Origin of the sequence: Pseudoalteromonas sp. CNAT2-18.1 (genome assembly GCF_022347865.1) — a bacterium.
Classification (GTDB): Bacteria; Pseudomonadota; Gammaproteobacteria; order Enterobacterales; family Alteromonadaceae; genus Pseudoalteromonas; species Pseudoalteromonas ruthenica.
Genome location: NZ_JAKRFR010000005.1, coordinates 396,237 through 423,154, shown reverse-complemented (window position 1 = coordinate 423,154; position 26,918 = coordinate 396,237). Strand labels below are relative to the sequence as shown.

Below are 26,918 nucleotides of genomic sequence, written 5' to 3'. Positions count from 1 at the left end.
TACATGATGTGCCCAACTAAAGTGCGTATTGGCGAGGAGGCCCAGCAATGTCGGAGTTTATTTTTACAGATAAAGACTTTAAAAGTATTGCTGGGCAAGTTTATCAAGCGTGCGGCATCGTGCTCGGACCGCATAAACGAGAAATGGTGTATTCGCGGCTGGCAAAACGGTTGCGCCAATACGGGTTTACCAAATTCAAGCAATACCTAGCGTTTTTGGAGCAGCATCCCGAGCAGGAGCTGAGCCACTTTATTAACGCATTGACCACCAATCTAACGTCATTTTACCGTGAGAAGCACCACTTCGATTACCTAGAAAAGGAGCTGCTCCCGCGAGCGTTAAAAGAAAATACTCGCGATCATAAAATTCGTATCTGGTCGGCAGGGTGTTCCACAGGCGAGGAACCATACTCCATTGCGATGTCGGTTGCCAAAGTTTGTCCGCGTGTTGGCTGGGATATCAAGATTCTCGCGACCGATTTAGACTCCAATGTGCTGCACAGCGCACAACAGGGAGTGTACAACCAGCGACAGGTCACAGGGATCCCGGAGCCACTGTTGAAAACATGGTTTTTAAAAAGCCGCAGTGGCGAACAAATGAAAGTGAAGCAGGCACTACAGAAGTACATTACTTTTAAGCGCTTAAACTTACTCGAGCCTTGGCCTATGAAGGGCCAATTCGACGTTATTTTTTGCCGAAATGTAGTGATTTACTTCGACAAAGTGACCAAAGAGCACCTCTACAATTTATTTGCACAGCGGCTCAAACCCGGAGGACACTTATTTTTAGGCCACTCCGAAACCATGGGTAAAGAGCAAACTCAGTTCAATAACCTAGGTCGTACTATGTATTCTAAGGTAGGTTCATGAACCCAGCATTCAAGCCAACCTTACGCGGGTTTGAGCAAATAAAACGGTTTTGGGACTCAGGCCGCAATAAAGTGATGGCTAAGGTGTTGCCCGGTGAGTTTTATGTCACCAAGCAAGATGAGTTGGTGTCAACGGTACTGGGATCATGTATTGCTGCGTGTATCTACGACCCGGTAATGGGGATCGGTGGTATGAATCATTTTATGTTACCCAGCTCTTTGCAGCTGGAGCAAATAGATCCCGATAGCACCGACTGCCGCTATGGGAACTGGGCAATGGAATTTTTGATTAATGAAATTGTTAAAAATGGTGGATTGCGCAAGAACCTACAAGTGAAACTATTTGGTGGCGGCAAGATTATTCGCTCTATGACCGATGTCGGTATGGGCAATATCCGCTTTGCCAATGCATATCTAAAGGAGGAAGGGCTCAACTTGGTTGCACATGATGTAGGTGGCCCTTGGCCGAGAAAAGTGCTCTTTCACCCAGAATCAGGCGCAGTGAAGGTGAAAAAGCTGCGCACAATGCACAACGACACTATTCAGAAACGAGAACTGAAATACCTTCGCGATCTTGAGCAGACAGACAGCAATACCGATATTGAGCTGTTTTAGGAGTGACCATGATCCGTGTATTAATTATCGATGACTCAGCGCTAATCCAGTCACTATTAAAGGAAATTATTACTGACGCCCATGATATGGAGGTGGTGGGCTGTGCCAGCGATCCCTACCAGGCAAGGGAGATGATAAAACAGCTCAACCCTGATGTGCTCACTCTCGATATTGAAATGCCAAAAATGGATGGCATCAGCTTTTTAAAAAACCTCATGCGCTTGCGACCAATGCCGGTGGTGATGATTTCGACACTGACCCAGCAGGGCGCACCCATTACACTCGAAGCGTTGGAGTTGGGAGCTGTAGACTTTGTTGCTAAGCCCACCAATAATGTTCGCGCCCAAATGCAAGCTTATGCAGGTTCAGTACAGCAAAAAGTGCGCACTGCGGCTAAGGCCAACATTCGTCGTCACTCCAGCAAAACACTTGCGCCGGTAACCGTTCAAAAAGACCAACAGTTTAAACTCAACCACCTCGTAGCCATAGGTGCATCTACCGGTGGTACCGAAGCTATTAAAGAAGTGATTACTCGCTTACCTGAAAACTTCCCTGCGGTGGTTATCACCCAACACATACCACCGGTATTCAGCCAGTCTTTTGCCATACGTATGAATAATGTTTGTGCGATGCAGGTGCATGAGGCAAGTGATGAGCAAGTCATTAAGGCGGGCAATATCTATATCGCGCCAGGTGGCGAGCACCTGATGGTGCAGCGTAAAGGCGGTAAACTGGAGTGTCGGTTGTCATCAAGCGAACCGGTTAATCGTCATCGTCCAGCGGTGGATGTGATGTTTTCGTCCATTGTTGAGCAACAACTAGCTAAGCACACCTGTGCACTATTACTAACGGGCATGGGGGCTGATGGTGCCAAGGGGCTGTTACAGTTAAAACAGGCAGGAGCAGTAACAGCGGCCCAGGATCAGGCAAGTTCAGTGGTTTGGGGCATGCCCAAGGCCGCCATTGACCTTGGGGCCGCACAGGTAACCTTGAGTTTAGCTAAATCTCCGCAATGGCTTATTGAGCAGGCGAAGAAGTGATCACCCAAGGTTGTGAAAACCAAAAGTAGCGCCCGCTCGCTTGTTGTGAAGGCGCAGTGCAGTTGTAACGGGCACGCCCGTCTCCCAACTCTTGTTTAGCGGTGATTTTAACCTGCTTAGCAGAGAGCCAGTTGAGTTCGGCCCGACCTTGACCAGACACATAGCAAGCGAATTGATTTTGATGAAAGCCTTTTTCTTTGAACGAGATCGTCAGTTCAGGTTGGCGTTTTGTCGTGACCGTATCGTCATAGGTTAAGGTATCGATATGAAACGGCAGGGATGCCAGTTTAGTAGACAGGGTATCCAAGTCTGCATAAAAACCAGATGCGGGAAAACGTGGTAAACGCGTAAAGTCGTTGTCTGGGCCTACGGCCCCTGAATGTTGTCCTATGCCAACATAACCCATGTCTTGCACCAGTTTTTGTAAGGCTCGGTCAAATTCGCCATAAGGGTAGGCTAAATACTTTAAGCTGTAACCCAACTCTTCCTCTATACGTTTTTCTGAATACTGTAAATCCGCGCGGATACGCTCTTGCCATTGGGCGTCACTCTCGCCATCTAAGCGGTGGTGCAGATAGTCATGCTGAGCGCTATGATTAGCGATAAGGGCACCTTGCTGACTGAGTGTCTTGAGCTGCTCCCAGGTCATGACATAGCTGCGCTGCTCATCAATAAGTTTGGGGTTAACAAATATGGTATAGGGGTAGCCGAACTCGTTAAGAATAGGCGCTGCTTGCTCAATGTTGTTGTCGTAACCATCATCAAAGGTAATGGCCACGGTTTTATCATTATAGTTTTCGCCCTGTTTGAGTCCTTCAATCAGAGTGTCTAACGCAATGACTTTAAAATCATTTTTTTTAAGGTACTGCATATGAGCACGAAATGTACTGGCATCAACACTGGTGACCTTAGGCAAGGTTTTACTTACGTGATGATACTGTAGAATAACGGCAGCTTGAGCCGATGCGCACGCCAGTGCAAAGAAAGAGAAAATTACTACATGGGACACTTTTTTAAACATAATACCCACCATAAAAGCTTATTGATGCTTGCTGGGCCTATGATTCTATCGAATATCACCGTGCCATTACTAGGCTTGGTTGATACGGCGGTCATAGGTCACCTCGGGAGTGCCCATTATTTAGCAGGTATAGCCCTAGGTGCAACGGTTATTTCCATGTTGTTTTGGCTGGCGGGCTTTTTGCGCATGAGTACCACCGGGCTTATTGCCACGGCCTATGGCGAACAAAACAAGCGCCAGCTTGTGGCCTCGCTACAGAAAAGTATCATGTTAGCGCTGCTGGTGGCGCTACTACTTATTGTTTGCCAGCATCCTTTAGCCTGGTTAATGGCACAACTCTCCGATGCCTCGGCGCAAACAATTGAGCAAGCCAATCATTACTTTTATATTCGTATTTACAGTGCCCCCGCAGCACTGAGTAACTTGGTGTTGTTGGGTTGGATGCTCGGTGTACAGTATGGTCGTGGCCCTTTTCTGCTGGTGTTATTAACCAATGTGGTCAATATAGCACTCGATCTTTACTTCGTATTGGGCCTAGAAATGGGAGTCAAAGGTGCGGCCTTAGCATCCGTGATGGCTGATTACTGCGCTCTCGTGTTTGCACTGTGGTTAGTGAGCCGTTTATTTAAACGCCATCAATTACAATGGCACTGGTATTTATCCCCTAAACTACTGCAGTTAGGCGCCTTGTTGCGTCTCAATGGCGATATTTTCTTTCGTTCGCTGATGCTGCAGCTGTGCTTTAGCTTTATGACTTTTTACGGGGCGCGTCTTGGTGATGTGGTGTTGGCGGCGAACGCGGTGTTAATGAATTTCTTACTGCTAATCAGTTTTGCTATGGATGGTATTGCTTATGCAGCGGAGGCCAAAGTGGGGCAGGCTAAAGGGGCCAAAGATGAGCAACGTGTGCGTATGTGGGTGCGTATCAGTATGCAATGGGGCTTAGTTTTTGCGTTGCTATATGCACTTATCTTCCTACTCGGTGGTGGGCAAATTATTCGTCTGCTGACCGATGTGCCCGCAGTTAACGCCATGGCGATTACTTATTTACCTTGGCTTATCGCCATGCCACTTATCGCTATGGGCTGTTTTCTATTCGATGGTGTTTTTGTGGGGCTAATGCGGGCCAAGGATATGCGCAATACCATGATCTTCTCAGCAGCTGTGGGCTTCTTTGGTGTTTTTGCCCTGACTCAAGGTTTAGGTAATCACGCGCTGTGGGCGGCGATGGCGGCCTTTATGGGCTTGCGCGGGATTACTTTGGCGCTGCGTTATCATCGTCTGGCCAAGTCACATCAGTTGCTGATATAACCTGCGAAAAGCGATTAGCAAAAATTCCCAGATAGCCCCAAAAGGCAAAAAATAGGGCAACGGCGAGTAGAATAAGGCCAGGGACTTGTAACAGTGGTACATAAAAGTAGCCTGCCGCAATCAGGCCCATGGCGATGGCAAATAAGCCTAAACCGATAAAAAATCGCCTGAGGCTTAGCTTGGGCTCGCTGCCCAAGCTATATACTAGGCGTTTAAACTTAGTAGTATGAGTGTTCGCCACGGCTATGCTCGGTGATATCACGCACGCCAGAGATTTCGCTAAATTTAGCGACCATTTCCTTCTCGATACCCTCTTTGAGGGTCACATCAATCATTGAACAACCATTACAGCCGCCGCCGAATTGTAAAATGGCAATGCCATCAGCGGTAATTTCTACTAGCTGTACTTGACCGCCGTGATTCGCAAGCTGTGGGTTCACATCAGTTTGCAACATGTGCTCTACACGCTCCTCTAATGAGGCATCGTCAGACAACTTACGTGCTTTAGCATTAGGTGCTTTGAGAGTGAGTTGTGTGCCCATTTGGTCGGTAACAAAGTCGATTTCGGCATCTTCCAAAAAGGGTGCACTCTCACTGTCGACAACAGCATCGAAGCCATTGAAGTTCAGACGAATGTCACCTTCCTCAACGGCATCGGCAGGGCAGTAAGACACCCCGCACTCAGCTTGTGATGTGCCAGGATTGACAACAAATACACGGATGTTGGTGCCTTCGGCTTGCTCACTAAGCAATTTGGCAAAGTGGCTTTGAGCAGATTCTGAAATTGTGATCATAGTAACAACGCTATACTTGACTATTTTACTCGGTTACTGCGTATCATACTCTGCTCATCGCGTTGTCGCCAGTGTTGACCGTAAAAAGTTGGCTTAATTTTAATCGGGTGGTAGCGTGAGGACTATGGTCCTCTAACAGCAATAAATTCCATGCGTCGAATACTTTTTCTAGTGGTGCTTTTATTTGCATCTTCACTGAGTGCTAAGCCGCTCGACTACTACTTTAACAATGATATTCAGTTCGATCCTAATGTCCCTACACCTCAGTCGGTGCTCGGGTATGAAGTCGGTGAATGGCATGTACGCCACGATCAACTGGTTTACTATATGCGTGCTTTGGCCGATGCCAGCGAACGTGTCAATATTGAAACCATTGGTTACACCCATGAGCAGCGACCATTGCTGATGTTAACGTTTGCTGCACCACAACGCCTAGCCGATATCGAACAAGTTCGCGCACAACACTTAGCGCGCTTAGAGGGTGAGCCAAGCACGAACGATGACCCAGCTGTGGTTTACATGGGTTATAGTGTTCATGGTAATGAATCTTCAGGCAGTAATGCGGCGTTATTAGTGGCGTATTACTTGGCCGCAGCACAAGATCAGCGTGTTGAGAAGCTACTCAATGACACTGTGGTGCTGTTGGACCCGTCGCTGAACCCAGATGGCTTGGCACGTTTTGCAAACTGGGCAAACTCAAACCGAGCCATGACACCCAGTGCCGACCCTCACACACGCGAACACGATGAAAACTGGCCGAGCAGTCGCACTAACCATTATTGGTTTGACTTAAATCGCGACTGGTTACTACTGCAACACCCTGAGTCTCGGGCACGTATTGCTCAGTTCCATAAGTGGCAGCCCAATGTGCTGACCGACTTTCATGAGATGGGGCCAAACAGCACTTATTTCTTTCAGCCAGGCATACCATCACGGAAAAACCCGCTAACACCCAATGGTAATGTTGATCTAACCAAAGCCATCGCGAAACATCATGCTCGCATCCTTGATAGTGAAGAGCGCTTATATTTTACCGAAGAAGCATTTGATGATTTTTATGTTGGTAAAGGTTCCACTTACCCAGATGTGAATGGCAGCATCGGTATTCTCTTTGAGCAGGCGAGTAGCCGAGGCCATGTTCAAGATACTGTTAATGGTCAAATGGACTTTGCTTTCACCATAAAAAACCAGCTCCTCACTAGCTTCTCTACTTTTGACGCGGTGCTTGAAAACCGTCAGCAGCTACTTGATTATCAGCAGGACTTTTACCAACAAGTAGGTAAGCTCGCAGATAAAGACAAGTTGAAAGGTTATGTGGTGAGCGCACCTAAGGATGCTACCCGTTTAGATTATTTCTTAGAGTTACTCGCGCAGCATCAAATTAAGGCTTATGCACTCGAAGAACAAACCACTGTTGATAAGCACACGTTTGCTGCGGCTAATAGCTACTTTGTGCCACTGGCGCAACGCCAATACCGACTGATTAAGTCAATTTTCTCTGAGCAGCAAAGTTTTAACGACAATACCTTTTATGACGTATCTGCTTGGACACTTGCCCATGCCTTTAACCTTGAGTTTGCGCCATTAAGCAGTACTTGGGGGCTGGAGCTTGCAGAGCAGCCATGGCAACAGGGTGCGCAGCCATCAGCGCAAGAACTAACAAGACACTACGCGTATGCCTTTGAGTGGTTCGACTATGATGCACCTAAATTATTGAGCTACTTGCTGCGTGAGGGAGTCAACGCTCGCGTTGCCTTAGCACCACTGAGTGCAAAAAGTGGTAACGCGACAAAAGAGTTTGCGGCGGGATCTATTGTTATTCCAGCAGGCATACAACAACACGAACATTGGCTAGATATTTTAAATGAGGCGCAACAACGCTTTGCTATACCTATCGTTGCCTTGGATTCAGGATTAACCAGTAAAGGCGTTGATTTAGGTTCGCGGCAGCTTGCTCCTGTGCACTTACCAAAAGTCTTGCTGGTGGGCGGTAAGCAAACCAGCCAGTACGAGGTGGGCGAGCTGTGGTATTACTTAGATCGCCATGTGGGTATCACGCCAAGCATTATTGAGTTGGACAACCTAAGTGGTGTGAATCTAGATAATTACACCCACATCGTGCTCGCCAATGGCCGCTACTCGGCAATGAGTAAAGCGCAAAAAGTGGCACTACAAAAATGGGTTAAACGCGGTGGTGTTATCTGGGGCCAAAAAGGTGGAGCTAAGTTCTTGGTTGACCAACAAATACTAAAAGCCAGTTATGTATCGCGTAAAGATATGGCCGCAGTATTCGCAACCGAAGGTCTCAAATATGGTGACCAAGATATGCTTGCCGGTAAGCAGCGTATCGCCGGGGCTATTTTTAATACGGAAGTCGATTTAACGCACCCGCTGAGCTACTCGTTAACTCGTAAGCAGCTGCCAGTATTCAAAAACAGCACCTTTTTGCTTGAGCAATCCAGTGCTCCATTTGTTAACGTAGCGAAATACACCGAGAAGCCGTTATTAGCTGGGTTTACCCATGATAATAACGTAACGCAAATCGCTAATGCAGGAGCCATTGTTGCGCACTCATATGGGCAAGGTACGGTGGTCGCGATGACAGACAATCCGGTTTTCCGAGGTTTCTGGTATGGCACTAGCCGTATCTTTAGTAATGCCTTATTCTTCGGTGAGCATATTCACGCTCGCGGTGAATAATCCAAAGAGCCGGCTTTAGCCGGCTCTTTTTACTTTGCGGTTAGGCACACAACCCAGGCCGATACCTCTTTTGCCCCAGCGTCTTTTAACTTACGAGCAGCATTGTCTACGGTAGCGCCTGTGGTCATGACATCATCAACGATGGCAATGTGCATACCCTGAACACGCATTCTAACGGTAAAGGCGTTAGCTAAGTTTTTGCGTCGCGAACGCGCTCCCAGCTTAGCTTGTTGCTTTGTGCTCAATGGTCTGGCAAGAGCATTGGCGACAAATAAACCTTGTGGCACCGCCTGCTGCCAAAGCAGCACACATTGATTGAAGCCGCGCCAAACAAGCCGGGGATGAGCTAAAGGGATAGGCACGATACTATCAGGCCATTGCCAATTATCAGCACGGCTAAGAGTATATAAATGCTGCTGTAAAAGCTGTGACACGGCGACCTGGTAGTGCAGCTGATGGGCGTACTTGTATTGCTTTAGCCAAGTACTCACGGGTGGCCGATACCACTGCAAAGCCACTAAGTGATCAACATAGCGCAATGGAAACAGTCGTTGAATATCGGCACGAACTAATAAGTCGGGCTCAGTGAAGGTGCTAAATGTCGCGCAACAGTGTTGACATAACTGTGCACCTATCGGCAGAGACTGTGAACAAAGCTTGCAGTACTGCGGAAATAGCCAACTGCGCAGGTGTGATAGAGCGTCCATTGCATAACCTTTAAATCCCGTTATTATTGCTACATTGCGTGCTTGGGCTCTTAGCCCAGGCGATCCGTTTTAATAGTGGGTGTGGTCGTTAGAAAATGCAAAAACAATTGGTGTTACTGCACGGTTGGGGAATGAATAATAAGGTATGGGAGCTTATTCGCCCAGAACTCAACTTTTTATTTGATGGCGAGGTACGTGCGTTGGACTTGCCAGGATATGGTGAGAGTCAGCAGTTACACACTTATGATTTACCGACTATGAGTGCGGTGCTTGCAGATCAACTGCAGGACAACAGCGTTATCGTGGGGTGGTCTTTAGGTGGGTTGGTGGCGCTTTACCTTGCCTATTTTCACCCGCATAAGGTCAGCAAAGTTATCCTTGTGGCATCCACTCCATTTTTTGCCCAACAAGCCGACTGGCCGGGTATAAAAGCACAGGTTCTAGAAGATTTTAGCTCGCAACTGCTGAACAACAGCGCAAAAACCATCGAACGCTTTTTGGCTATTCAAGCAATGGGTAGTGATACCGCCCGTGCCGATACAAAGCAATTAAAAGCGTTACTTAAGCAAGCACCACCGCCTCAGGCTGAGGCATTGCGCCAAGGCCTGGATATTTTACAACACCATGACTTACGCCACGAGTTTGCCCATATTAAGCAACCAGTGGGTGCTATTTTTGGTCGTTTGGATGCCTTGGTTCCCTACAAAGCTATTGCACAAATGCAGGCGTTGCGTAGCGATTTAGATATCGCCGTGCTTGATAAGGCCTCTCATGCGCCTTTCATATCTCATAAAGATGAATTTTTAGCTACTTTAAAATCAATGCTTTGACCTAAAACCAGCGAGACATAGCCGAAACACCTTTATTTCGTCTACTTTTTGCGCAATAATAACTATAAGTGTAATTGTAATGTAGGTGGGAAAGTTATGCCTGTAGGAGCTATTTTTAATGCTGGTGTAGAAGGCTTTAATCGCGCTCAACAAGATGTTGAGCAAGCGACCGCTAACATTAATCGCGCCACTATTGAGCGCCAAGACCAACAGCAAACTCAACAGGGTCGTCAACTTCAAGGTGCCAATGCTGATGAAGCGGTAACGGCTCCGGTGTCACAGGCTCCGCGCGTGGATGAGGAGCTGGTGAATCTTAAAGTAGCTGAGTTCAACGCTAAAGCTAACACTGAGTCAATTCGTACTGCCGATGAAGTGTTAGGAACAATTATTGATATTCGTGCATAGACATGAACATAGTCACGCCAACGCCAACTATTAATTTTAATACCGCAAACGTTTACACCGAGAGTGTAAGGCGTGACAACCAGCTGCGCGAAGTGATCCCCGAGCCTAAGCAGCCAGCACAGAGCGCAACCGATAATAAAGCTGCATCAGACGCAGACAAGGCACGTAATCCCGGTCAGAGTAAAGACGCGCAAAGCAGCGAAAAAGAAACAGTTGCCCAGCAGAAAACGATTAACGAGCGCGACAGTGAGGGGTCTGAGGAGCAATCTAGCGAGCAGCAGCAACAGCAGCGCGAGCAGGAACAGCAACAAATCCAAGAGCTTGCAGAACGTGACCGTGAAGTTCGAACCCACGAACAAGCCCATGCATCGATAGGGGGTCAATATGCCGGCTCACCGAGCTACGACTATCAACGTGGTCCAGATGGCAAAAATTACGCGGTGGGTGGGGAAGTACAAATAGATGTGGGTGAAGTACCGGGCGACCCACAAGCAACCATCGAGAAGATGCAGCAGGTACGCTCAGCGGCGTTGGCGCCAGCAGAGCCCTCCGGTGCTGATCGAGCCATAGCGAATGAAGCAACGCAAAAGCTGGCCCGGGCTCAGGCTGAGTTGGCTGGGCAACAGCTCAACATCTCTGAAGAGGACGAAACGCCAACACCGCCAGCATTCGCAACCAATGAGCCTACTCGTCGTTTTGAGCGTGACCAAGAGGTTGAATCAAGAGCCCTGCGTATTGCCGATTTTTATCAGCAAGTCAGTGCGCCGCAAGAGCGCAAGCAATCGGCTTTTATGGCGCAGGTTTAGCGCTACTTTCCCCTTACTCGTCACCCCTATACTCGACACATTTCCTATTTCTGCCTGAAATGATTTATTTAAAAGCAACGGCACCATCATAGCGACTGCTGATGCGTTAGTGAGGGCAAAAAAAACGCAGCGGTTGCTGCGTTTTCTATCTTAAAAAAGCTTACTTCTTAAGTTTGGCAAAGGCCTCAGCGAATGCATTACCCATAGCGGCGTTATTCGCTTCTTTAGGCTTGCGCGGTGCGCCTTTACCTTTGTTTGTAGCGCCTTGAGGCTTTCTCGTTTGTTTGCGCTCCGCTTTCGCCGCACCAGCAGCCGGTAGCTCATCGTTTAAGCGCATGGTGAAGCTGATGCGCTTACGCGACACATCCACTTCCATTACTTTTACTTTAACAATATCACCGGCTTTGACCACTTCGCGTGGATCGCTAATAAACTTGTCGGTTAACGCAGAAATATGAACTAAACCATCTTGATGGACGCCAACATCAACAAAGGCGCCAAAGTTGGCGACATTGGAAACGACTCCCTCAAGCACCATGCCCGGCTTTAAATCGGCTATGGTATCAACACCGGCTTTAAAGGCCGCAGTCTTAAACTCAGGGCGTGGGTCGCGGCCCGGTTTGTGTAGTTCTGCAATAATATCGGTGACCGTAGGCAGGCCAAACTTATCATCGATATATTCTTGTGGATTGACGTCTTTCAATGCTTCTGCATTGGCTATCAGGGCATCAATGGGCTTACCCGTTTTTGCGCAAATGGCCTTTACGACAGGGTAGGCTTCTGGGTGCACAGCTGAAGCGTCCAGAGCATCTTTACCACCGACAATACGCAAGAATCCGGCACTTTGTTCAAAGGCTTTAGGACCTAGGCGCTCTACTTTTTTCAGCTCAGAGCGACTTGCAAAGGCACCATGCTGATCACGGTATTGAACGATGTTCTGCGCCAAGGTTTTATTCAGTCCGGAAACTCTAGTTAATAGGGGCGCAGATGCGGTATTTACGTCAACACCCACGGCATTTACACAGTCTTCTACAACTGAAGTCAGGGTTTGCCCAAGCTGACTTTGTGATACATCGTGCTGGTATTGGCCAACACCGATAGATTTTGGTTCAATTTTTACCAGCTCTGCTAGCGGGTCTTGCAAGCGGCGGGCAATAGAAACCGCGCCACGTAATGAGACATCTAAATCCGGAAACTCTTGAGCTGCAAACTCAGACGCAGAATACACCGAGGCGCCCGCTTCACTGACCATCACTTTATTCAGTTTGAGCTCCGGTTGTGCCTTGATCAGTTCAGCGATGAGTTTATCGCTCTCGCGGCTGGCGGTGCCATTACCAATAGCAATTAACTCGACTTTATGCTGACGACACAGTTGCTCAATCGTACGTAGCGATTTATCCCATTGATTTTGTGGAGCATGTGGGAAGATGGTGGCGGTTGCTAAGACTTTGCCGGTGCTATCGACAACGGCCATTTTACACCCGGTACGCAAGCCAGGATCAAGGCCTAAAGTGACTTTTGCACCTGCTGGCGCAGCCATTAATAAATCTTTTAGGTTCTTGGCAAACACATCTATGGCACCGGTTTCTGCATGCTCACGCATCGCCGCTAAAAACTCATTCTCTAGATGCAGTGATAGCTTCACTTTCCATGTCCACTGCGCCACTTGTGCGAGCCAGGTACTGGCTGCTTTGCCTTCTAGCGGCAAATTGAAATGCTCGGCTATCATCGACACACATAAAGCATTGCCATCAGCACTCTCGGCGTCTGGGTTAATACTCAGTGCCAGTACGCCCTCGTTGCGCGCACGAAGCATGGCTAAAGCGCGATGAGAGGGAACACTCGCCACACCTTCACTGTGTTCAAAGTAATCTTGGTATTTAGTTCCTGACTGCTCTTGGCCAGCAATGACCTTACTTTCAATATGACCATGTTGCTTAATATGTGCACGTAACTTGGCGAGCAGCTTGGCATCTTCGGCAAAGCGCTCCATCAGAATAGCGCGGGCACCATCTAATGCTGCCTTATTATCTGCGATTCCTTTATCGGCATCGACATATTCTGAAGCTTGGCTTTGTGGGTCAAGATCAGGGTTCTCGAATAAGGCATCGGCCAAGGGCGCTAGACCCGCTTCGATAGCAATTTGCCCTTTTGTGCGGCGCTTGGGCTTGTAGGGAAGGTAGAGGTCTTCAAGCTCTGTTTTAGTCGTTGCTGCGGCGATGTCAGCTTGCAGTTCGCCAGTGAGCTTATCTTGCTCTGCAATGGTTTTAGTAATGAATTGACGGCGCTCCTCGAGCTCACGCAGGTAACCTAATCGCTGCTCTAGGGTGCGTAATTGAGTATCGTCTAATCCACCAGTAACTTCTTTTCGGTAACGCGCGATAAACGGTACTGTTGCCCCTTCATCAAGCAACTTGGTTGCTGCGATCACCTGTTGCTCTTGCGCTTGCAACTCTTGCGCAAGCAAAGTTGTGAGATTGCCCATTGAAAACCTTTACACTTGTCGCCCTAATACGGGCACATTAATCATAATTGCATTGGATAATATCACAGCCAACAGTGAACAGAAGGGCAAATTTCGCCGTCCCTGGCGAGGTGTTTCACTTTGCAAAACTTTGTTAATGCGGATGCTCGACGCTGGCTACAACCTCTTGAAAAGATTGTGCGACAGGAGTGATATCTAATGCGATACCTAACTTTCTGGCAATAGCACGGGCGCAGAAAACTCCAGTTACTTGCTCTTTGTCAGTCACTAATAAATAGAAACTGCCACGGTGTTCCATAGTGCTGAGTACATTACCCAAGGTGGTATTACGTGCAGCAAGCATACTGATACAGGGCAGGGTATGCAGCGAACGCATCATGTCATGAACCAGTAGCTCACTAGGGTTGATGCCCATTTGTGCGGCTTGGGTCGTGACTCGCGCGCTCTGTAATTCGACGCTAGAAGTAACGCCTAGCACGTTATTCTGTTCATCGACCACTAACAATGCGTTGGTGGGAGTAGCGCTGGCAAGTTTTCGTGCAGCGTTCAAAGGGGTGTTAGCCAAAATGCGAACAGGCGCTTGGGCTGTAAAATCTTGCAGTAATGTCATGGCATTACTGTTGGTGTTTAACGCCTCAGGTACAACTTGGGGAGCAGTAAATTGGCTCGCACTTGTTACATAATGAGTACGTAAGGTTTTAAAATCAGTCATGATCTTCTCCAAATAATTGTTAATAAAAAACAGCTTATTTAAAGAAAATGGGAGGCGCTCGTTGTTGTGGGCGTAAGTTACATAGTGCACCCTTACCTAGCTCGGTGTGAGTCGCTCTAAGTGCTAAGGATTGGTATGTATTTGCTGAAAGTGAAGCAGCGGTAAAGTCAAAATCTTTCTCGCTGTCTTTATCTTGAGCTGGGCTTGAGGTAGCTTCTAACTCGAGGGCGACACTCGGCTGATCAGTAACGCTACAAAATTGCGTGTGAGCATTGGCAACTCCCCAGCTGTTAAGCACAAGTAGGCTGAGTACCAATAATATTATGTGTTTTACACTGTATTTGTGCATCACTATACTCGCCTAAAAATACCGCTACATTTAACTATGTAATGCAGACTGTGAATTAAAACTGAACAAAAAGCAATGAAAACGAAATTAATTACACGCCGTGGATACCAGCAGTTGCAACGAGAGTTAGACCACTTATGGCGCACCGAGCGCCCAGAAGTAACGAAGAAAGTCGCTTGGGCGGCGAGCTTAGGTGATCGCTCGGAAAATGCCGATTATCAGTATAATAAAAAGCGTCTGAGGGAAATAGACAGGCGCGTGCGTTATTTGCGTAAGCGCTTAGAAGACCTTCAAGTTGTTGATTACAGCCCTCAGCAAGAAGGAAAAGTATTTTTTGGCGCCTATGTCGAAGTGGAAGATGAACAAGGCGAAGTGTTACGCTTTCAAATTGTCGGTCCAGATGAAATTTATGATAGCAAAACTGTCATCTCAATTGATGCACCAATGGCGCGAGCGTTGTTAAAAAAGCAGGTTGATGATGAGGCCTGGGTATCTACCCCGACAGGGCGCAAACTTTGGTACATCAATGACATTCACTATCGCAGTGACGATAGTTAGGCCGACAACAAATGTAACAATCTAATTGGTGTTGTACATTTCCCCTGCCCGCTATTTCGAATATAGTTAATGGAGGAAAAACAACGAAAAGAAAAATAATGGGACAGGAAACAACAAAAATCCTCGTTGTCGATGATGACATGCGCTTACGCAGCCTTTTGGAGCGCTATCTAGTTGAGCAAGGATTTATCGTACGCAGCGCCGCCAATGCCGAACAAATGGATAAGCTATTAGAACGAGAAAACTTTCATTTGATGGTTTTAGACTTAATGTTGCCCGGCGAAGATGGCCTTTCAATTTGTCGTCGTTTGCGACAAAAAGAAAATGAAATCCCTATCGTGATGTTGACCGCTAAGGGTGACGAGGTTGACCGCATTATTGGCCTCGAGTTAGGTGCTGACGATTACATTCCTAAACCGTTTAACCCACGCGAACTATTGGCTCGAGTGAAGGCCATTTTGCGTCGTCGCGCTAAAGAAGTGCCGGGTGCGCCTTCATCAGAAGAAAACTTAGTTAAGTTCGGTGATTTTGCGCTAAATCTGGCAACGCGAGAAATGACTCAAGGGGATGAGGTTATTTCACTGACCAGTGGTGAGTTCGCGGTGCTGAAAGCCCTCGTTTCACACCCACGTGAACCACTGAGCCGCGATAAGCTTATGAACTTGGCCAGGGGCCGTGATTATAGCGCTTTGGAGCGCAGTATCGATGTGCAAGTATCACGTCTAAGACGGATGATTGAAGCCGATGCCGCGAACCCTCGTTATATCCAAACAGTATGGGGACTGGGCTATGTATTTGTGCCCGACGGCAACAAGTAAATGAGCTTATTTCCCAAAAGCGCATTTGGGCAAACGGTATTTTTAGTTGGTGCTTTGCTACTTATAAACCAAGTGGTGTCCTATGTTGCGGTGAGCTTCTATGTGGTCAAGCCGACCATCGAGCAAGTGAATATCATGCTCGCAAAGCAGGTGAAAACGGTATTCATTGGTGTCGATGATGGCGTAGAAGTCAGTGATGAAGTGTCGAAACGCTTCTTAGAAGAAACAGGAATCGAGTTACTCACCCAGCGCGAGGCTTACATTAACGGGCTAGGGCAAGCTCGTGAATATTCAATGCTCTCCAACATTATGTCGGAACAGCTTAATGGCTCGGCCCGTGTGCGTATTAGTCAAACGAATCCATTGGTATATTGGATAGAACCGCCGCAGGCTCCAGGATACTGGGTGCGGGTGCCATTATCTGGCTTCACCGAAGCCAATATTGAGTTTTTAACCTTTTACCTAACCAGTATTGGCTTTCTCAGTGTGCTGGGAGGGTGGTTATTTGCGCGGCACCTAAACCGCCCACTCAAAGCACTCCAAGAAGCGGCGATGAAGGTGAGTAAAGGCGACTTTAGCACCGTTGTTGATGAGCAAGGTTCGACTGAAATGGTTGAGGTAACGCGAGCCTTCAATCAGATGTCGCGTAGCATTGCTGCGCTAGAGCAAGATCGGCGCTTGTTAATGGCTGGGGTATCACATGACTTGCGAACGCCGTTGACCCGTATTCGCCTAGCCACTGAAATGATGTCTGATGATGAGGACTATCTGCGCGAAGGTATTATTCACGATATAGAAGATATGAACGCAATCATTGATCAGTTCATTGAATATCTACGCCACCATGACAAAGGGGATAACCAACCTGAAGATCTCAACGCTTTGGTTGAAGAGGTGGTCCATGCTGAGCAACAGCATGGCCGAGATATCACACTCACTTTGAACCCCAGCCTTCCCAATGTGCCGATAAGTTGTGTGGCAATCAAGCGTGTACTCACCAATATGATAGAGAATGCCTTGCGCTATTCTGATGACAGCATAGAGGTGAATACTCACTTTTGTGCGCGCAAGAAATACGTCTGTGTCAGTGTGTTAGACAAAGGGCCTGGCATCCCTGAATCTGAGCTGGAGAAGGTGTTCGCGCCTTTTACCCAAGGTGATCAGGCACGAGGCAGTGAAGGCAGCGGTTTAGGGCTGGCGATTATTAAGCGCATCGTTACTATGCACAATGGCAAGGTTGAGCTCAAGAACCGTGAACAGGGCGGCTTGTGTGCAACTATATACTTACCAATAAAAACGCCAGCGTAATGCTGGCGTGGGATTGAATTCTCAGCGCAATGGCTAAGTATAAACAGCAGCCCTTAGCTTTGCGGGCCGGCTTGTTTAATCGCATCAGAAACATCGTATTTAGCGAAGTTCTGATTAAAGTCGTCTGCGAGTTTCTTCGCGTATTCGTTGTATTTGTCTTTATCAGCCCAAGTGTTGATAGGGTTCAGTACCTCAGTGTCGACACCAGGTACAGCCACCGGCACGTCTAGGTTTAATACATCGATATGTTGGGTCTCTACATCGGCTAAGTTGCCTGACACAATCGCATCAACTACAGCACGCGTGGTTGGGATATCAAAACGCTTACCAATACCGTAAGGACCGCCTGTCCAACCAGTGTTAACCAAGTATACTTTAGCGCCGAACTCACGCACGCGCTTCATTAATAGTTCCGCATAAACACCCGCTGGGCGAGGGAAGAATGGCGCGCCGAAACAGGTTGAGAAAGTAGATTCAATATCAGACGTTGAGCCAATTTCTGTTGAGCCCACTTTAGCGGTGTAGCCGCTTAAAAAGTGGTATGCTGCAGCTTCTTCACTTAATACTGATACTGGTGGTAACACACCGCTCACATCACAGGTTAGAAACACTACGGCTTTTGGTTCGCCGGCGCGATTTTCTTCTTTGCGCTTGGCAATGTGCTCTAGTGGGTAAGCTGCACGGGTATTTTGCGTCAAGCTAGCATCGCTGTAATCAGGCGTACGGGTGTCGTCTAGTACCACGTTCTCTAAAATAGTACCAAAGCGAATAGCATCCCAAATAACCGGTTCGTTCTTTTGCGATAAGTCGATACATTTGGCGTAACAACCGCCTTCAATATTGAAGACGCTACCAGGAGCCCAACCGTGCTCATCATCGCCAATCAAGAAACGACTAGGGTCGGCAGACAGGGTGGTTTTACCCGTGCCTGAAAGGCCAAAGAACAAGGCGGTATCGCCATTCTCACCCACGTTTGCAGAGCAGTGCATAGGTAAAACACCTTTCCCTGGCAATAAGAAGTTCTGCACTGAGAACATCGACTTCTTCATTTCACCAGCATAGTGCATACCAGCAAGTAACACTTTTCGCTCGGCAAAGTTAATGATCACAGTGCCATCACTATTAGTGCCATCGCGCTCTGGGTCGCATACGAATGAAGGTACATTCAAAATCTGCCATTGCGGTAAATTCGCGGCATTGAACTGCTTTGGCTCAATGAACATATTTTTCGCGAACACGTGGTGCCATGCAGTTTCTGTAGTAACAACAATAGGTAAATAATGCTCTGGATCGGCGCCTACTTCTAAGTGAGAGACAAAGTGATCGTTTTCAGCAACGTGGTTTTCCACACGTTCCCACAACGCATTAAATTTATCGGCATCGAATGGGCGGTTAACATTGCCCCACTGAATATCATTTTCAGTGCTTGCTTCTTTTACGATAAAGCGATCTTGAGGAGAGCGACCAGTGCGACGGCCTGTTTTAGCAACAAATGCACCGTTAGCGGCTAGAGTACCTTCGCCGCGACGAACTGCCTGCTCGATCAGTTCTGCGGTTGTAAGATCAACAAAACGAGTAGCGCTTGAAGTCATTTTTTTACCTAAAATTGTGAGAGGTTGAACGGGTTAATCTAAAGCTGTGTGAGAGTGCTTTATGGATTTTATAGTAACAGAAGGTTTGCCTGTATACGAGCGGTGAAAGCCCTAAAAATGGCGGTTTTATATGAAAAAACATGAATAATTTCAGTGATACCGGTGTCATAAAAAAGCAAAATTTCATGATACCGGTGTCATTATTTTAAACAAAAAAGCTCGAGTTTTTCGTACTCGAGCTTTTTAAATGAATGAACGCTTAATTAATTGAAGATTGCTTTAATTTGCTCTTCGTTAAAGCGGTATTCACTGAGGCAATAATGGCAGTTAATAACAATTTCGCCATTCGCCTGTACGTCGGCAAGTAATTCATCTTTGCCGACATTAACGAGTGCATCAATGGTTTTCTCGCGACTACAGGTACATTTAAACTGCACTGGCTGTGGCTCGAACAGTTTAGGGTTGTCTTCATGGTACAAGCGAGTCAATACGGTGTGTGCATCTAAATTTAATAACTCGTCTTCGGTTACCGTATCGCTGAGCGTCTCTAAATGACTAAAATCAGCAGTCGCTTTGTCTTGGTTGACGGGAAGGACTTGCAGGAAAAGGCCCGCTGCACGTTCTTGACCAGGGCTTATATCCGTGGCGAACCACATCCGTGTTTTTAGTTGCTCAGATTGGGCAAAATATTGTTCCACGCATTTAGCTAAGCTGTCATGCTCTAGCGGCACAATCCCTTGATAGCGTTCGCCTTTGACTGGGGTGATAGTAATAATCATATGACCCTTACCCATCAGCGCCAGTAACCCATCTCCTTTTACTTCACCTTGCATGCGAGCGACACCGCGTAGGTTTTGCTCATGATCGCCGTTGATGGCTGCAAACTTTACTGGTCCATCACCTTGGATTTGCACATTAATATGGCCTTGAAACTTGAGTGTCGCAGTCAACAACGAAGTGGTTACGAATAGCTCGCCCAAGAGCTTTTTTACGGCGTCAGGGTAGTCGCGGTCTTTGATCACTTGCGCGAAAGCATCGCTTACTTGAACGAGCTCACCACGAACATCGTGTTGCTCAAAAATATAACGGTGTAATAAATCGTTTTGCATGAGTTTCTCTATTTGGCTTTCATCTTAATCAGTTCACGGCGCTGCTTTTTGTCCGGTTTCTGATTAGGGTGTGGCGCAAAGAAGGCATTGTTTTTACGCGCAATGGCATTTTCTTCGCGTTTTAACTTACTTTGCTCGGTTTCTTCGTAGCAGGTCAGAGCAATGGGGGCACCCACACGCTTTTCAAGTAGTTTAAGCACTTTAATATGTTTTTCATCGAAGCCTTGAGCAAGGCGGATACTCGCTCCCACTTCGACCTGACGACTAGGCTTGCAACGTTGACCGTTATAGTGGACCTTGCCCCCTTGCACCATTTCTCGTGCTATGGCGCGAGTTTTGTAGAGGCGCACGGCCCATAACCATTTGTCTAAGCGCACAGATTCGCTGTGTTCGTTCGCTGCTGACTTGCTCACTTTACCTCGGTACTATTTTCTCTAAGTTAAGGGCGAAATTTAGCACAACACAACGACCAAAAAAAGCACAGAACGCTGTCATATTGCTGTCTTGCGCGGAGGTTATACTAGGCTACATGTTTTTACATTAATGCTACATGGTGTGCTTGTTGTCACTCAGTGATAGATGTACTATGTGACGTTAACGACTACAATAATAATAGTATAGAGTTTTGGATTCAGCCCAACTACAACAATGGCTTAAGCAGCTCCCACAGAAAAAAATCGTGGCCACTATCGTGCTGGTTGCGGTGTTGTATTGTGGTTATCTAGCCGCTGGGTTGCTTTGGCTGGTATGGCCACAACCGCAAGCAAGCACGGTGATGCCACCTGTGAGCCAAGCAAACAAAGGTGCAGAGCGAGCAAATATTGCCGCCATCCGTTCAGTTAATTTGTTCGGTGATGCCGCCGCTGTCGAGCAAGCTGAACCTAAACAGGAAGTTATCAGCGACGCCCCTGAAACACGTCTAAGCATAAACCTAACCGGCGTGGTAGCAGCTACCAACGACAAAACCGCCGGGCTCGCCATTATTGAATCCCAAGGGCGCCAAGAGACCTACGGTATTGATGATGTTATCAAAGGAACACGCGCTAAACTGGCAAAAGTACTTCCTGACCGAGCTATTTTGGATGTCGGTGGGCGCTTTGAAACACTGATGCTTGACGGCTTGAGCTTCACTAAAACCGTATCTATGCCTGTGCCAGCAAGTCGGCCACAAGCTGATAATGCTCCCAAAGCGAGTGCCGGTAAGGCGAAAACCATCAATGCCACAGCCAGTGCCGAGGCCAAGCAAGCTCTACAGCAAACACGCAAACAAATTCTTTCCGACCCGGGAAAGTTATCGGAGTATCTACGCATCACTCCGGCACGTAACCAAGGTCGTCTACAAGGGTATAAATTAAGCCCTGGAAAAGACCCGGCTCTATTTAAACAAATGGGCCTTGAAAATAATGACATCGCCATTGCTATAAATGGTTATCAGCTAACCGATATGAAACAAGCCATGGCAGCATTGCAAGAGCTGCGCAATAGCACCGACGCATCTATTACCGTGAACCGCAACGGGCAACTGTTCGATGTGCAATTTAGCCTGCAATAATCACACGTTTGGAGTAAGAACAATGGGCGCGAAATTTCGCACAAAAATAATAAAAGGGCTTGCCAAGTATGGCGCGCTACTTTTCGCCGCTGGGGTAAGTTTAAATCTATACGCAGTCGAATATGCGGCAAACTTTAAGGGCACAGACATCAACGAGTTTATCAATATCGTTGGTAAAAACCTTAACAAGACGGTGATCATTGACCCCAATGTACGTGGCAAAATTAATGTGCGTAGCTACGAGCTCATGGATGAACAGCTGTACTATCAATTCTTCCTCAACGTTCTCGAAGTACATGGCTATGCTGCTGTCGAAATGCCAAGTGGTATTATTAAAGTAGAGAAAAGCTCAGACGCGAAAAAGTCTAATGTGCCAGTCATCGGTGAAGATGACGGCATGGGCGGTGATATGCTGGTAACTCGGGTTGTGCGAGTGAAAAATGTAACCGTCCAAGAGTTGGGTCCACTGATCCGTCAGTTTAGTGACCAAAAAGATGGCGGCCATGTTACCAACTTTAACCCTTCTAACGTCATGATGCTGACCGGTCATGCCGAGTCGGTAAACCGCCTAGTGGAAATTATTCGCTTGGTTGACCAAGCCGGTGATAAACGTGTTGATATTGTGCGTCTGAAACATGCCACGGCCTCTGATGTGGTGTCTGTTGTCGATAATATTTTTAAAGACAATGGCAAAGGCAGCGTCCCCGACTTTTTGATCCCTCGGGTCGTTGCAGATGAGCGTACCAACAGTGTGATTGTCAGTGGTGAAGGGCAGGCTCGCACGCGCGCCATTGAATTAGTCAAGCGCTTAGATAACGAGCTAGAGACAACCGGGAATACCAAAGTATTTTACCTTAATTACGCTAAATCAGATGAGCTGGTTAAGGTATTACAGGGGGTTAGTAAGTCTTTAAAAGAAGAGCAGCAAGGCAATGGTAATGCTGCGCGCACCACACGTCGCGGCAGTGATGACATCAGCATTGAAGCGCACGAAGCGTCGAACTCATTGGTGATTACCGCCCAGCCCGACATGATGCGCTCACTTGAAAAAGTGATTGAACGATTAGATATTCGCCGTGCGCAAGTCTTGGTAGAAGCCATTATTGTTGAGGTTTCTGAAGGCGATGGTGTTAACTTTGGTTTGCAGTGGATCTCCGAACAAGGTGGCATGTTGCAGTTTAACAACGGCACCACCGTGCCCGTTGGCTCACTGGCAGTGGCAGCAGAGCAAGCTCGTGATAAAACCATTACCGACAATGTTGTTGGCTCAGAAAGTGGTGTGGTAACACCGATTAGCCGTACCGAAGAAGGCGACCTTGGTCCTCTCGCTAGTTTACTAGGTGGAATCAATGGCTTAGCCATGGGTATCGTTAAGAATGACTGGGGCGCGATAGTCCAAGCCGTTTCTAATGACACGAATTCGAATATTTTGGCGACCCCTTCGATTACTACGATGGATAATGAAGAAGCGTCGATGATTGTCGGTCAAGAAGTACCCATTATTACCGGCTCGTCGACCGGCAGTAACAATGAAAATCCATTCCAGACTGTTGATCGTCAAGAAGTGGGTGTGAAGCTTAAAGTAACACCGCAAATAAACGATGGCTCGGCAGTGCAGCTAACCATTGAACAAGAAGTATCGAATGTCGCGGGTTCAACGGCGGTGGATATTTCCATTAACAAACGTGCCATTACCACCACAGTGCTAGCCGACGATGGTGGTATGGTTGTGCTCGGCGGTCTTATCGATGAAGATGTCCAAGAAAGTGTCTCTAAAGTACCGTTACTTGGTGATATTCCTGTGCTCGGCCACTTATTTAAATCCACCAGTACGTCAAAGCGTAAACGCAATCTTATCGTCTTTATTCGCCCCACAATTTTACGCGATATTGAGAGCATGAACCGTTTGAGCCACAGTAAATATAAATTTATCCGTGGTGAGCAGCTCAAACAAAGCGATGACGGTATCGACTTGATGCCAACCGAGCAAGTGCCATTACTCCCTGAGTGGAATGACGCGCTTGTATTGCCACCTACCTATGAAGAGTATTTGAAAGAGCAAAATAAGGCTGAGCGAGACAATGACTGAGCAAATCGCCGCCCAAAGCAGCGCCGAGGTGCCCGTCACTGACGAAGCGCTGATGGAGGTATCAGAAACCGTTGCCACAGCGCCACTGCGACTGCCATTTGCCTTTGCGCGCCGCTTTCAAGTGCTATTGGTAGAGCATGATGAGACGTTACTGCTTTACCATAGCCATGATTTAGAGCCTCAGGTTATGTTGGAGGTGCGCCGCTTCGCAGGCCGAGGGTTTAGCGTAGAGCGGTTGCCGGAAGACAAATTCGAACTCGTCCTTGAAGCGGCCTATCAACGCGATAGTTCGGAAACCCAGCAGCTAATGGAAGATATCGGCAATGAGGCCGATTTATTCTCTCTCGCCGAGGAGCTGCCGCAAACCGAAGACTTGCTCGCTGCTGACGATGATGCGCCGATTATCAAGCTGATTAACGCCATGTTGGGCGAGGCTATCAAAGAGGGTGCATCGGATATCCATATCGAAACCTTCGAGCAAGAGCTTGTGATTCGTTTTCGCGTCGATGGCGTGCTCAAAGAGGTGCTCAAGCCTAATCGCAAGCTAGCTTCGCTGCTCGTATCGCGTATTAAAGTTATGGCTAAACTGGATATTGCTGAAAAGCGTGTTCCTCAAGATGGTCGTATCAGCCTACGCATTGCTGGGCGCGCGGTTGACGTGCGGGTGTCAACGATGCCATCAAGCTTTGGTGAGCGGGTGGTGCTGCGTCTACTTGATAAAAACAATGCCCGCCTTGATTTACAAGACCTGGGAATGACGCGACGCAACCAAGAACTGTTTGCGGAGCTCATTCGTAAACCCCATGGCATTATTCTCGTAACCGGCCCAACAGGTTCGGGTAAAAGTACCACCTTGTATGCCGGAATGACGGCTATTAATAGCCGAGACCGCAATATCCTCACTGTTGAAGACCCTGTTGAGTACGAGATCCCAGGTATCGGCCAAACTCAGGTCAATCCGAAAGTGGATATGACGTTTGCGCGCGGTCTGCGAGCTATTTTGCGTCAAGATCCAGATGTGGTGATGGTAGGTGAAATCCGTGATTTAGAAACCGCGCAAATTGGTGTTCAGGCGTCACTGACCGGTCACTTAGTACTGTCAACTTTGCACACTAACACCGCAGCCGGGGCGATCACCCGTATGGAAGATATGGGGGTAGAACCTTTCTTATTGTCCTCGTCGCTGTTAGGAGTCTTGTCTCAACGTTTAGTGCGCACCTTGTGTAATAATTGTAAGCAGGCCCATGAAGCTGATGAAAGTGAATGCCAGCTATTGGGTGTGCCCGCTGAAAACCCACCCACTATCTATCGCGCCCAAGGCTGTGAAGAATGTAACTATAACGGTTATAAAGGGCGTACCGGTATTCATGAGTTATTAGTGGTGGACGATCATATTCGTGAGCTGATTCATAACGGCCATGGCGAGCAAATGGTTGAGAAATATGTGCGTCAGCACAGCCCAAGTATTCGCCAAGATGGCTGCTCTAGAGTTCTTGCTGGAAAAACGACTTTGGAAGAAGTGTTACGGGTTACCCGTGAGGAGCAATAGTGGCGGCATTTGAATATCGCGCGTTAGATGGGCGAGGCAAAGAAAAAAAAGGCCTTTTAGAGGCCGATACGGCAAAGCAAATACGTCAGCAATTGCGTGACAAAGGACTGATGCCTGTTGCCGTGGAACTAGCTGCTTCTCAAGAAAAGGCCAGTGCTGCCAATAAAGGCTTATTAGGCAACGTATTTAAAGCGAAAATATCGACGTCAGATCTTGCCCTTATTACCCGTCAGCTTGCCACCCTTATTCAATCCGCTTTGCCAGTTGAAGCTGCGGTCATGGCCGTGGCTGAGCAATGCGAGAAGCCGCGCTTGAAGAAAATGCTGATGGCGGTACGCTCGAAAGTGGTTGAGGGTTACACCCTAGCCGATGGCCTCGCGGAGTTTCCTCACGTGTTTGATAATCTGTATCGGGCGATGGTCTCAGCAGGTGAAAAATCAGGGCATCTAGACCAGGTTTTAAACCGCTTAGCTGATTACACTGAGCAACGTCAACACATGCGCTCACAGATTACCCAGGCCATGGTATATCCTATCATTTTGGTGATTTTTGCCGTGGCCATTGTTTCTATTCTTCTTGGAACTGTGGTGCCCAAGATATTAAAAACCTTTGAAAAGTCAAAGCAAGCATTACCTTGGACCACCGAGTGGGTGATGGCTGCCAGCCACTTTGTGCAAAACTATTGGTTTGTGTGCATCGCAGTATTTGTGTTGCTCACAGTCGGTATTAAGCAAGCGCTGAAAAAGCCCAATATTCGTTTTTGGTATGACAGCAAGCTGCTGACCTTACCCGGTATCGGCAAAGTGAGTCGGGGCTTAAATACTGCGCGTTTTGCTCGTACTTTAAGCATCCTTTCTTCCAGTGCTGTGCCGCTGCTTGAGGGTATGAAAATTTCAGGTCATGTGCTTGCCAACGAGAAGATTAAAGCGGCCGTTGCCGAGGCGGCTACTCGAGTCAGTGAAGGGGCTAGCCTTCGAGCGGCGCTTGAGCAAACTAAGCTTTTCCCGCCCATGATGCTACATATGATAGCCAGTGGTGAGAAGTCAGGCGAGTTAGAGCAAATGTTAGAGCGCGCCGCCGACAACCAAGATCGTGAGTTTGAGACCATGGTCAATGTGTCACTTAAACTTTTGGAACCCGCGATGATAGCAACCATGGCTATTATCGTGTTATTTATCGTAATGGCCATATTGCAACCGATTATGGCGATGAACAAGGCCATTGGCTTATAAGCTAAGGCGCAGATGGATTTTAGCAATTAGAGGTAATGACAGTGAGAAAGCAATCTGGTTTTTCATTATTAGAAGTGATGGTAGTTCTGGTCATTATTGGCATGATCATGTCAATTGTGGCACCCAACATTATGGGGCAGCAGGAAGAGGCCGCATTAGACAAAGCAAAGCTAGATATTCAACAGCTTGAAGATGCATTGAGCCTGTATAAATTAAAAAATAAGACCTACCCAACCACGGAGCAAGGTCTTGAAGCTTTGGTGACCAAAACAAGTATTGAACCGGTGCCAAAACGTTTCCCTGATGGTGGTTTCATAGAGAACTTACCGGAAGATCCATGGGGTAATCCGTATCAGCTTATTTACCCAGGAGAAGTCGGTAAGATTGACGTATTTTCAATGGGTCCGGACGGTGAAGCGGGTACTGAGGACGATATCGGTAACTGGGACGAAGAAGAGCGTTAATTTG

The 26,918-nt window shown here is 47.6% G+C and carries 26 protein-coding genes; 16 read left to right on the top strand and 10 right to left on the bottom strand.

The window, feature by feature from the left end; translation table 11 throughout:
- Nucleotides 1-47: 47 nt before the first annotated feature.
- The 3 genes from MHM94_RS13565 to MHM94_RS13555 are packed head-to-tail and all read left to right on the top strand — an operon-like array spanning nucleotide 48 to nucleotide 2,523.
- Nucleotides 48-869, top strand: coding sequence for a protein-glutamate O-methyltransferase CheR (locus MHM94_RS13565; RefSeq protein WP_022943713.1), 822 nt, complete (start codon nucleotides 48-50; stop codon nucleotides 867-869).
- Complete coding sequence (gene cheD / locus MHM94_RS13560; protein WP_022943714.1) at nucleotides 866-1,483, top strand: chemoreceptor glutamine deamidase CheD; 618 nt, start codon at nucleotides 866-868, stop codon at nucleotides 1,481-1,483. Before MHM94_RS13565 ends, cheD begins: the two co-directional genes overlap by 4 nt.
- An 8-nt stretch (nucleotides 1,484-1,491) precedes the next feature.
- Nucleotides 1,492-2,523 (top strand): chemotaxis response regulator protein-glutamate methylesterase, encoded by a 1,032-nt coding sequence (locus MHM94_RS13555; protein ID WP_235419454.1) that lies wholly within the window; start codon nucleotides 1,492-1,494, stop codon nucleotides 2,521-2,523.
- Here MHM94_RS13555 and MHM94_RS13550 read toward each other — a convergent pair.
- Nucleotides 2,501-3,544 (bottom strand): polysaccharide deacetylase family protein, encoded by a 1,044-nt coding sequence (locus MHM94_RS13550; protein ID WP_235419455.1) that lies wholly within the window; start codon nucleotides 3,542-3,544, stop codon nucleotides 2,501-2,503. The genes MHM94_RS13555 and MHM94_RS13550 overlap by 23 nt on opposite strands.
- A gap of 39 nt (nucleotides 3,545-3,583) precedes the next feature.
- Here MHM94_RS13550 and dinF point away from each other — a divergent pair, with 39 nt between their 5' ends.
- A complete protein-coding gene (dinF, locus tag MHM94_RS13545; RefSeq protein WP_235419456.1) occupies nucleotides 3,584-4,855 on the top strand; it encodes an MATE family efflux transporter DinF in 1,272 nt (423 codons plus the stop codon).
- Here dinF and MHM94_RS13540 read toward each other — a convergent pair.
- On the bottom strand, nucleotides 4,800-5,096 hold the full coding sequence (locus MHM94_RS13540; protein WP_045979089.1) for a hypothetical protein: 297 nt from the start codon (nucleotides 5,094-5,096) through the stop codon (nucleotides 4,800-4,802). The two genes, dinF and MHM94_RS13540, sit on opposite strands and share 56 nt — an antisense overlap.
- A complete protein-coding gene (gene nfuA, locus MHM94_RS13535; RefSeq protein WP_022943718.1) occupies nucleotides 5,074-5,649 on the bottom strand; it encodes a Fe-S biogenesis protein NfuA in 576 nt (191 codons plus the stop codon). The genes MHM94_RS13540 and nfuA overlap by 23 nt, the downstream gene beginning before the upstream one ends.
- Before the next feature lie 150 nt (nucleotides 5,650-5,799).
- Here nfuA and MHM94_RS13530 point away from each other — a divergent pair, with 150 nt between their 5' ends.
- Nucleotides 5,800-8,349: a M14 metallopeptidase family protein gene (locus MHM94_RS13530; RefSeq protein WP_235419457.1), complete on the top strand. Its 2,550-nt coding sequence runs from the start codon at nucleotides 5,800-5,802 to the stop codon at nucleotides 8,347-8,349.
- A gap of 29 nt (nucleotides 8,350-8,378) precedes the next feature.
- On the opposite strand, the gene MHM94_RS13525 is transcribed toward MHM94_RS13530, so the two are convergent.
- Nucleotides 8,379-9,056, bottom strand: a complete 678-nt coding sequence (locus MHM94_RS13525; RefSeq protein WP_235419458.1) for a ComF family protein — start codon at nucleotides 9,054-9,056, stop codon at nucleotides 8,379-8,381.
- 95 nt (nucleotides 9,057-9,151) lie between these two features.
- Here MHM94_RS13525 and bioH point away from each other — a divergent pair, with 95 nt between their 5' ends.
- The 3 genes from bioH to MHM94_RS13510 all read left to right on the top strand — a co-directional run bounded on the left by bioH (nucleotide 9,152) and on the right by MHM94_RS13510 (nucleotide 11,097).
- Nucleotides 9,152-9,886, top strand: coding sequence for a pimeloyl-ACP methyl ester esterase BioH (gene bioH / locus MHM94_RS13520; RefSeq protein ID WP_235419459.1), 735 nt, complete (start codon nucleotides 9,152-9,154; stop codon nucleotides 9,884-9,886).
- A 96-nt stretch (nucleotides 9,887-9,982) separates the two neighbouring features.
- The gene (locus MHM94_RS13515; protein WP_022943722.1) at nucleotides 9,983-10,291 is read left to right on the top strand and encodes a hypothetical protein; all 309 of its coding nucleotides are present in this window, start codon (nucleotides 9,983-9,985) and stop codon (nucleotides 10,289-10,291) included.
- A 2-nt stretch (nucleotides 10,292-10,293) separates the two neighbouring features.
- Nucleotides 10,294-11,097 (top strand): putative metalloprotease CJM1_0395 family protein, encoded by an 804-nt coding sequence (locus MHM94_RS13510; RefSeq protein WP_235419460.1) that lies wholly within the window; start codon nucleotides 10,294-10,296, stop codon nucleotides 11,095-11,097.
- A gap of 160 nt (nucleotides 11,098-11,257) precedes the next feature.
- Here the strand turns inward: MHM94_RS13510 and MHM94_RS13505 are convergent, their stop codons facing one another.
- The 3 genes from MHM94_RS13505 to MHM94_RS13495 form a co-directional block, all read right to left on the bottom strand.
- Nucleotides 11,258-13,582, bottom strand: a complete 2,325-nt coding sequence (locus MHM94_RS13505; RefSeq protein WP_235419461.1) for a Tex family protein — start codon at nucleotides 13,580-13,582, stop codon at nucleotides 11,258-11,260.
- Nucleotides 13,583-13,715: 133 nt separating this feature from the next.
- Nucleotides 13,716-14,294: a hypothetical protein gene (locus MHM94_RS13500; RefSeq protein ID WP_045979094.1), complete on the bottom strand. Its 579-nt coding sequence runs from the start codon at nucleotides 14,292-14,294 to the stop codon at nucleotides 13,716-13,718.
- A 34-nt stretch (nucleotides 14,295-14,328) separates the two neighbouring features.
- Nucleotides 14,329-14,643 (bottom strand): hypothetical protein, encoded by a 315-nt coding sequence (locus MHM94_RS13495; RefSeq protein ID WP_235419462.1) that lies wholly within the window; start codon nucleotides 14,641-14,643, stop codon nucleotides 14,329-14,331.
- A gap of 75 nt (nucleotides 14,644-14,718) precedes the next feature.
- Here MHM94_RS13495 and greB point away from each other — a divergent pair, with 75 nt between their 5' ends.
- From greB to envZ, 3 genes are all read left to right on the top strand, one after another.
- Entirely contained in the window at nucleotides 14,719-15,201 is a 483-nt protein-coding gene (gene greB, locus MHM94_RS13490) for a transcription elongation factor GreB (protein ID WP_022943727.1), read from the top strand.
- Between the two features lie 98 nt (nucleotides 15,202-15,299).
- The gene (gene ompR, locus MHM94_RS13485; protein WP_022943728.1) at nucleotides 15,300-16,019 is read left to right on the top strand and encodes a two-component system response regulator OmpR; all 720 of its coding nucleotides are present in this window, start codon (nucleotides 15,300-15,302) and stop codon (nucleotides 16,017-16,019) included.
- Nucleotides 16,020-17,327: a two-component system sensor histidine kinase EnvZ gene (envZ, locus tag MHM94_RS13480; RefSeq protein ID WP_022943729.1), complete on the top strand. Its 1,308-nt coding sequence runs from the start codon at nucleotides 16,020-16,022 to the stop codon at nucleotides 17,325-17,327.
- Nucleotides 17,328-17,380: 53 nt separating this feature from the next.
- On the opposite strand, the gene MHM94_RS13475 is transcribed toward envZ, so the two are convergent.
- From MHM94_RS13475 to hslR, 3 genes are all read right to left on the bottom strand, one after another.
- Nucleotides 17,381-18,919, bottom strand: coding sequence for a phosphoenolpyruvate carboxykinase (locus tag MHM94_RS13475; protein ID WP_022943730.1), 1,539 nt, complete (start codon nucleotides 18,917-18,919; stop codon nucleotides 17,381-17,383).
- A gap of 263 nt (nucleotides 18,920-19,182) precedes the next feature.
- A complete protein-coding gene (hslO, locus tag MHM94_RS13470; RefSeq protein ID WP_045979096.1) occupies nucleotides 19,183-20,028 on the bottom strand; it encodes an Hsp33 family molecular chaperone HslO in 846 nt (281 codons plus the stop codon).
- Nucleotides 20,029-20,036: 8 nt separating this feature from the next.
- Entirely contained in the window at nucleotides 20,037-20,441 is a 405-nt protein-coding gene (gene hslR / locus MHM94_RS13465) for a ribosome-associated heat shock protein Hsp15 (protein ID WP_022943732.1), read from the bottom strand.
- 212 nt (nucleotides 20,442-20,653) lie between these two features.
- Between hslR and gspC the strand changes: the two genes are divergently transcribed.
- From gspC to gspG, 5 genes are read left to right on the top strand one after another with little or no spacing between them, the layout of a single operon-like run.
- On the top strand, nucleotides 20,654-21,580 hold the full coding sequence (gene gspC, locus MHM94_RS13460; protein ID WP_235419463.1) for a type II secretion system protein GspC: 927 nt from the start codon (nucleotides 20,654-20,656) through the stop codon (nucleotides 21,578-21,580).
- Nucleotides 21,581-21,602: 22 nt separating this feature from the next.
- The gene (gene gspD / locus MHM94_RS13455) at nucleotides 21,603-23,669 is read left to right on the top strand and encodes a type II secretion system secretin GspD (RefSeq protein WP_022943734.1); all 2,067 of its coding nucleotides are present in this window, start codon (nucleotides 21,603-21,605) and stop codon (nucleotides 23,667-23,669) included.
- Nucleotides 23,670-23,721: 52 nt separating this feature from the next.
- Complete coding sequence (gspE, locus tag MHM94_RS13450) at nucleotides 23,722-25,218, top strand: type II secretion system ATPase GspE (protein ID WP_231658024.1); 1,497 nt, start codon at nucleotides 23,722-23,724, stop codon at nucleotides 25,216-25,218.
- Nucleotides 25,218-26,450 (top strand): type II secretion system inner membrane protein GspF, encoded by a 1,233-nt coding sequence (gene gspF / locus MHM94_RS13445; RefSeq protein ID WP_045979098.1) that lies wholly within the window; start codon nucleotides 25,218-25,220, stop codon nucleotides 26,448-26,450. Before gspE ends, gspF begins: the two co-directional genes overlap by 1 nt.
- A 41-nt stretch (nucleotides 26,451-26,491) precedes the next feature.
- Nucleotides 26,492-26,914: a type II secretion system major pseudopilin GspG gene (gene gspG / locus MHM94_RS13440; RefSeq protein WP_026110940.1), complete on the top strand. Its 423-nt coding sequence runs from the start codon at nucleotides 26,492-26,494 to the stop codon at nucleotides 26,912-26,914.
- Nucleotides 26,915-26,918 lie beyond the last annotated feature (4 nt).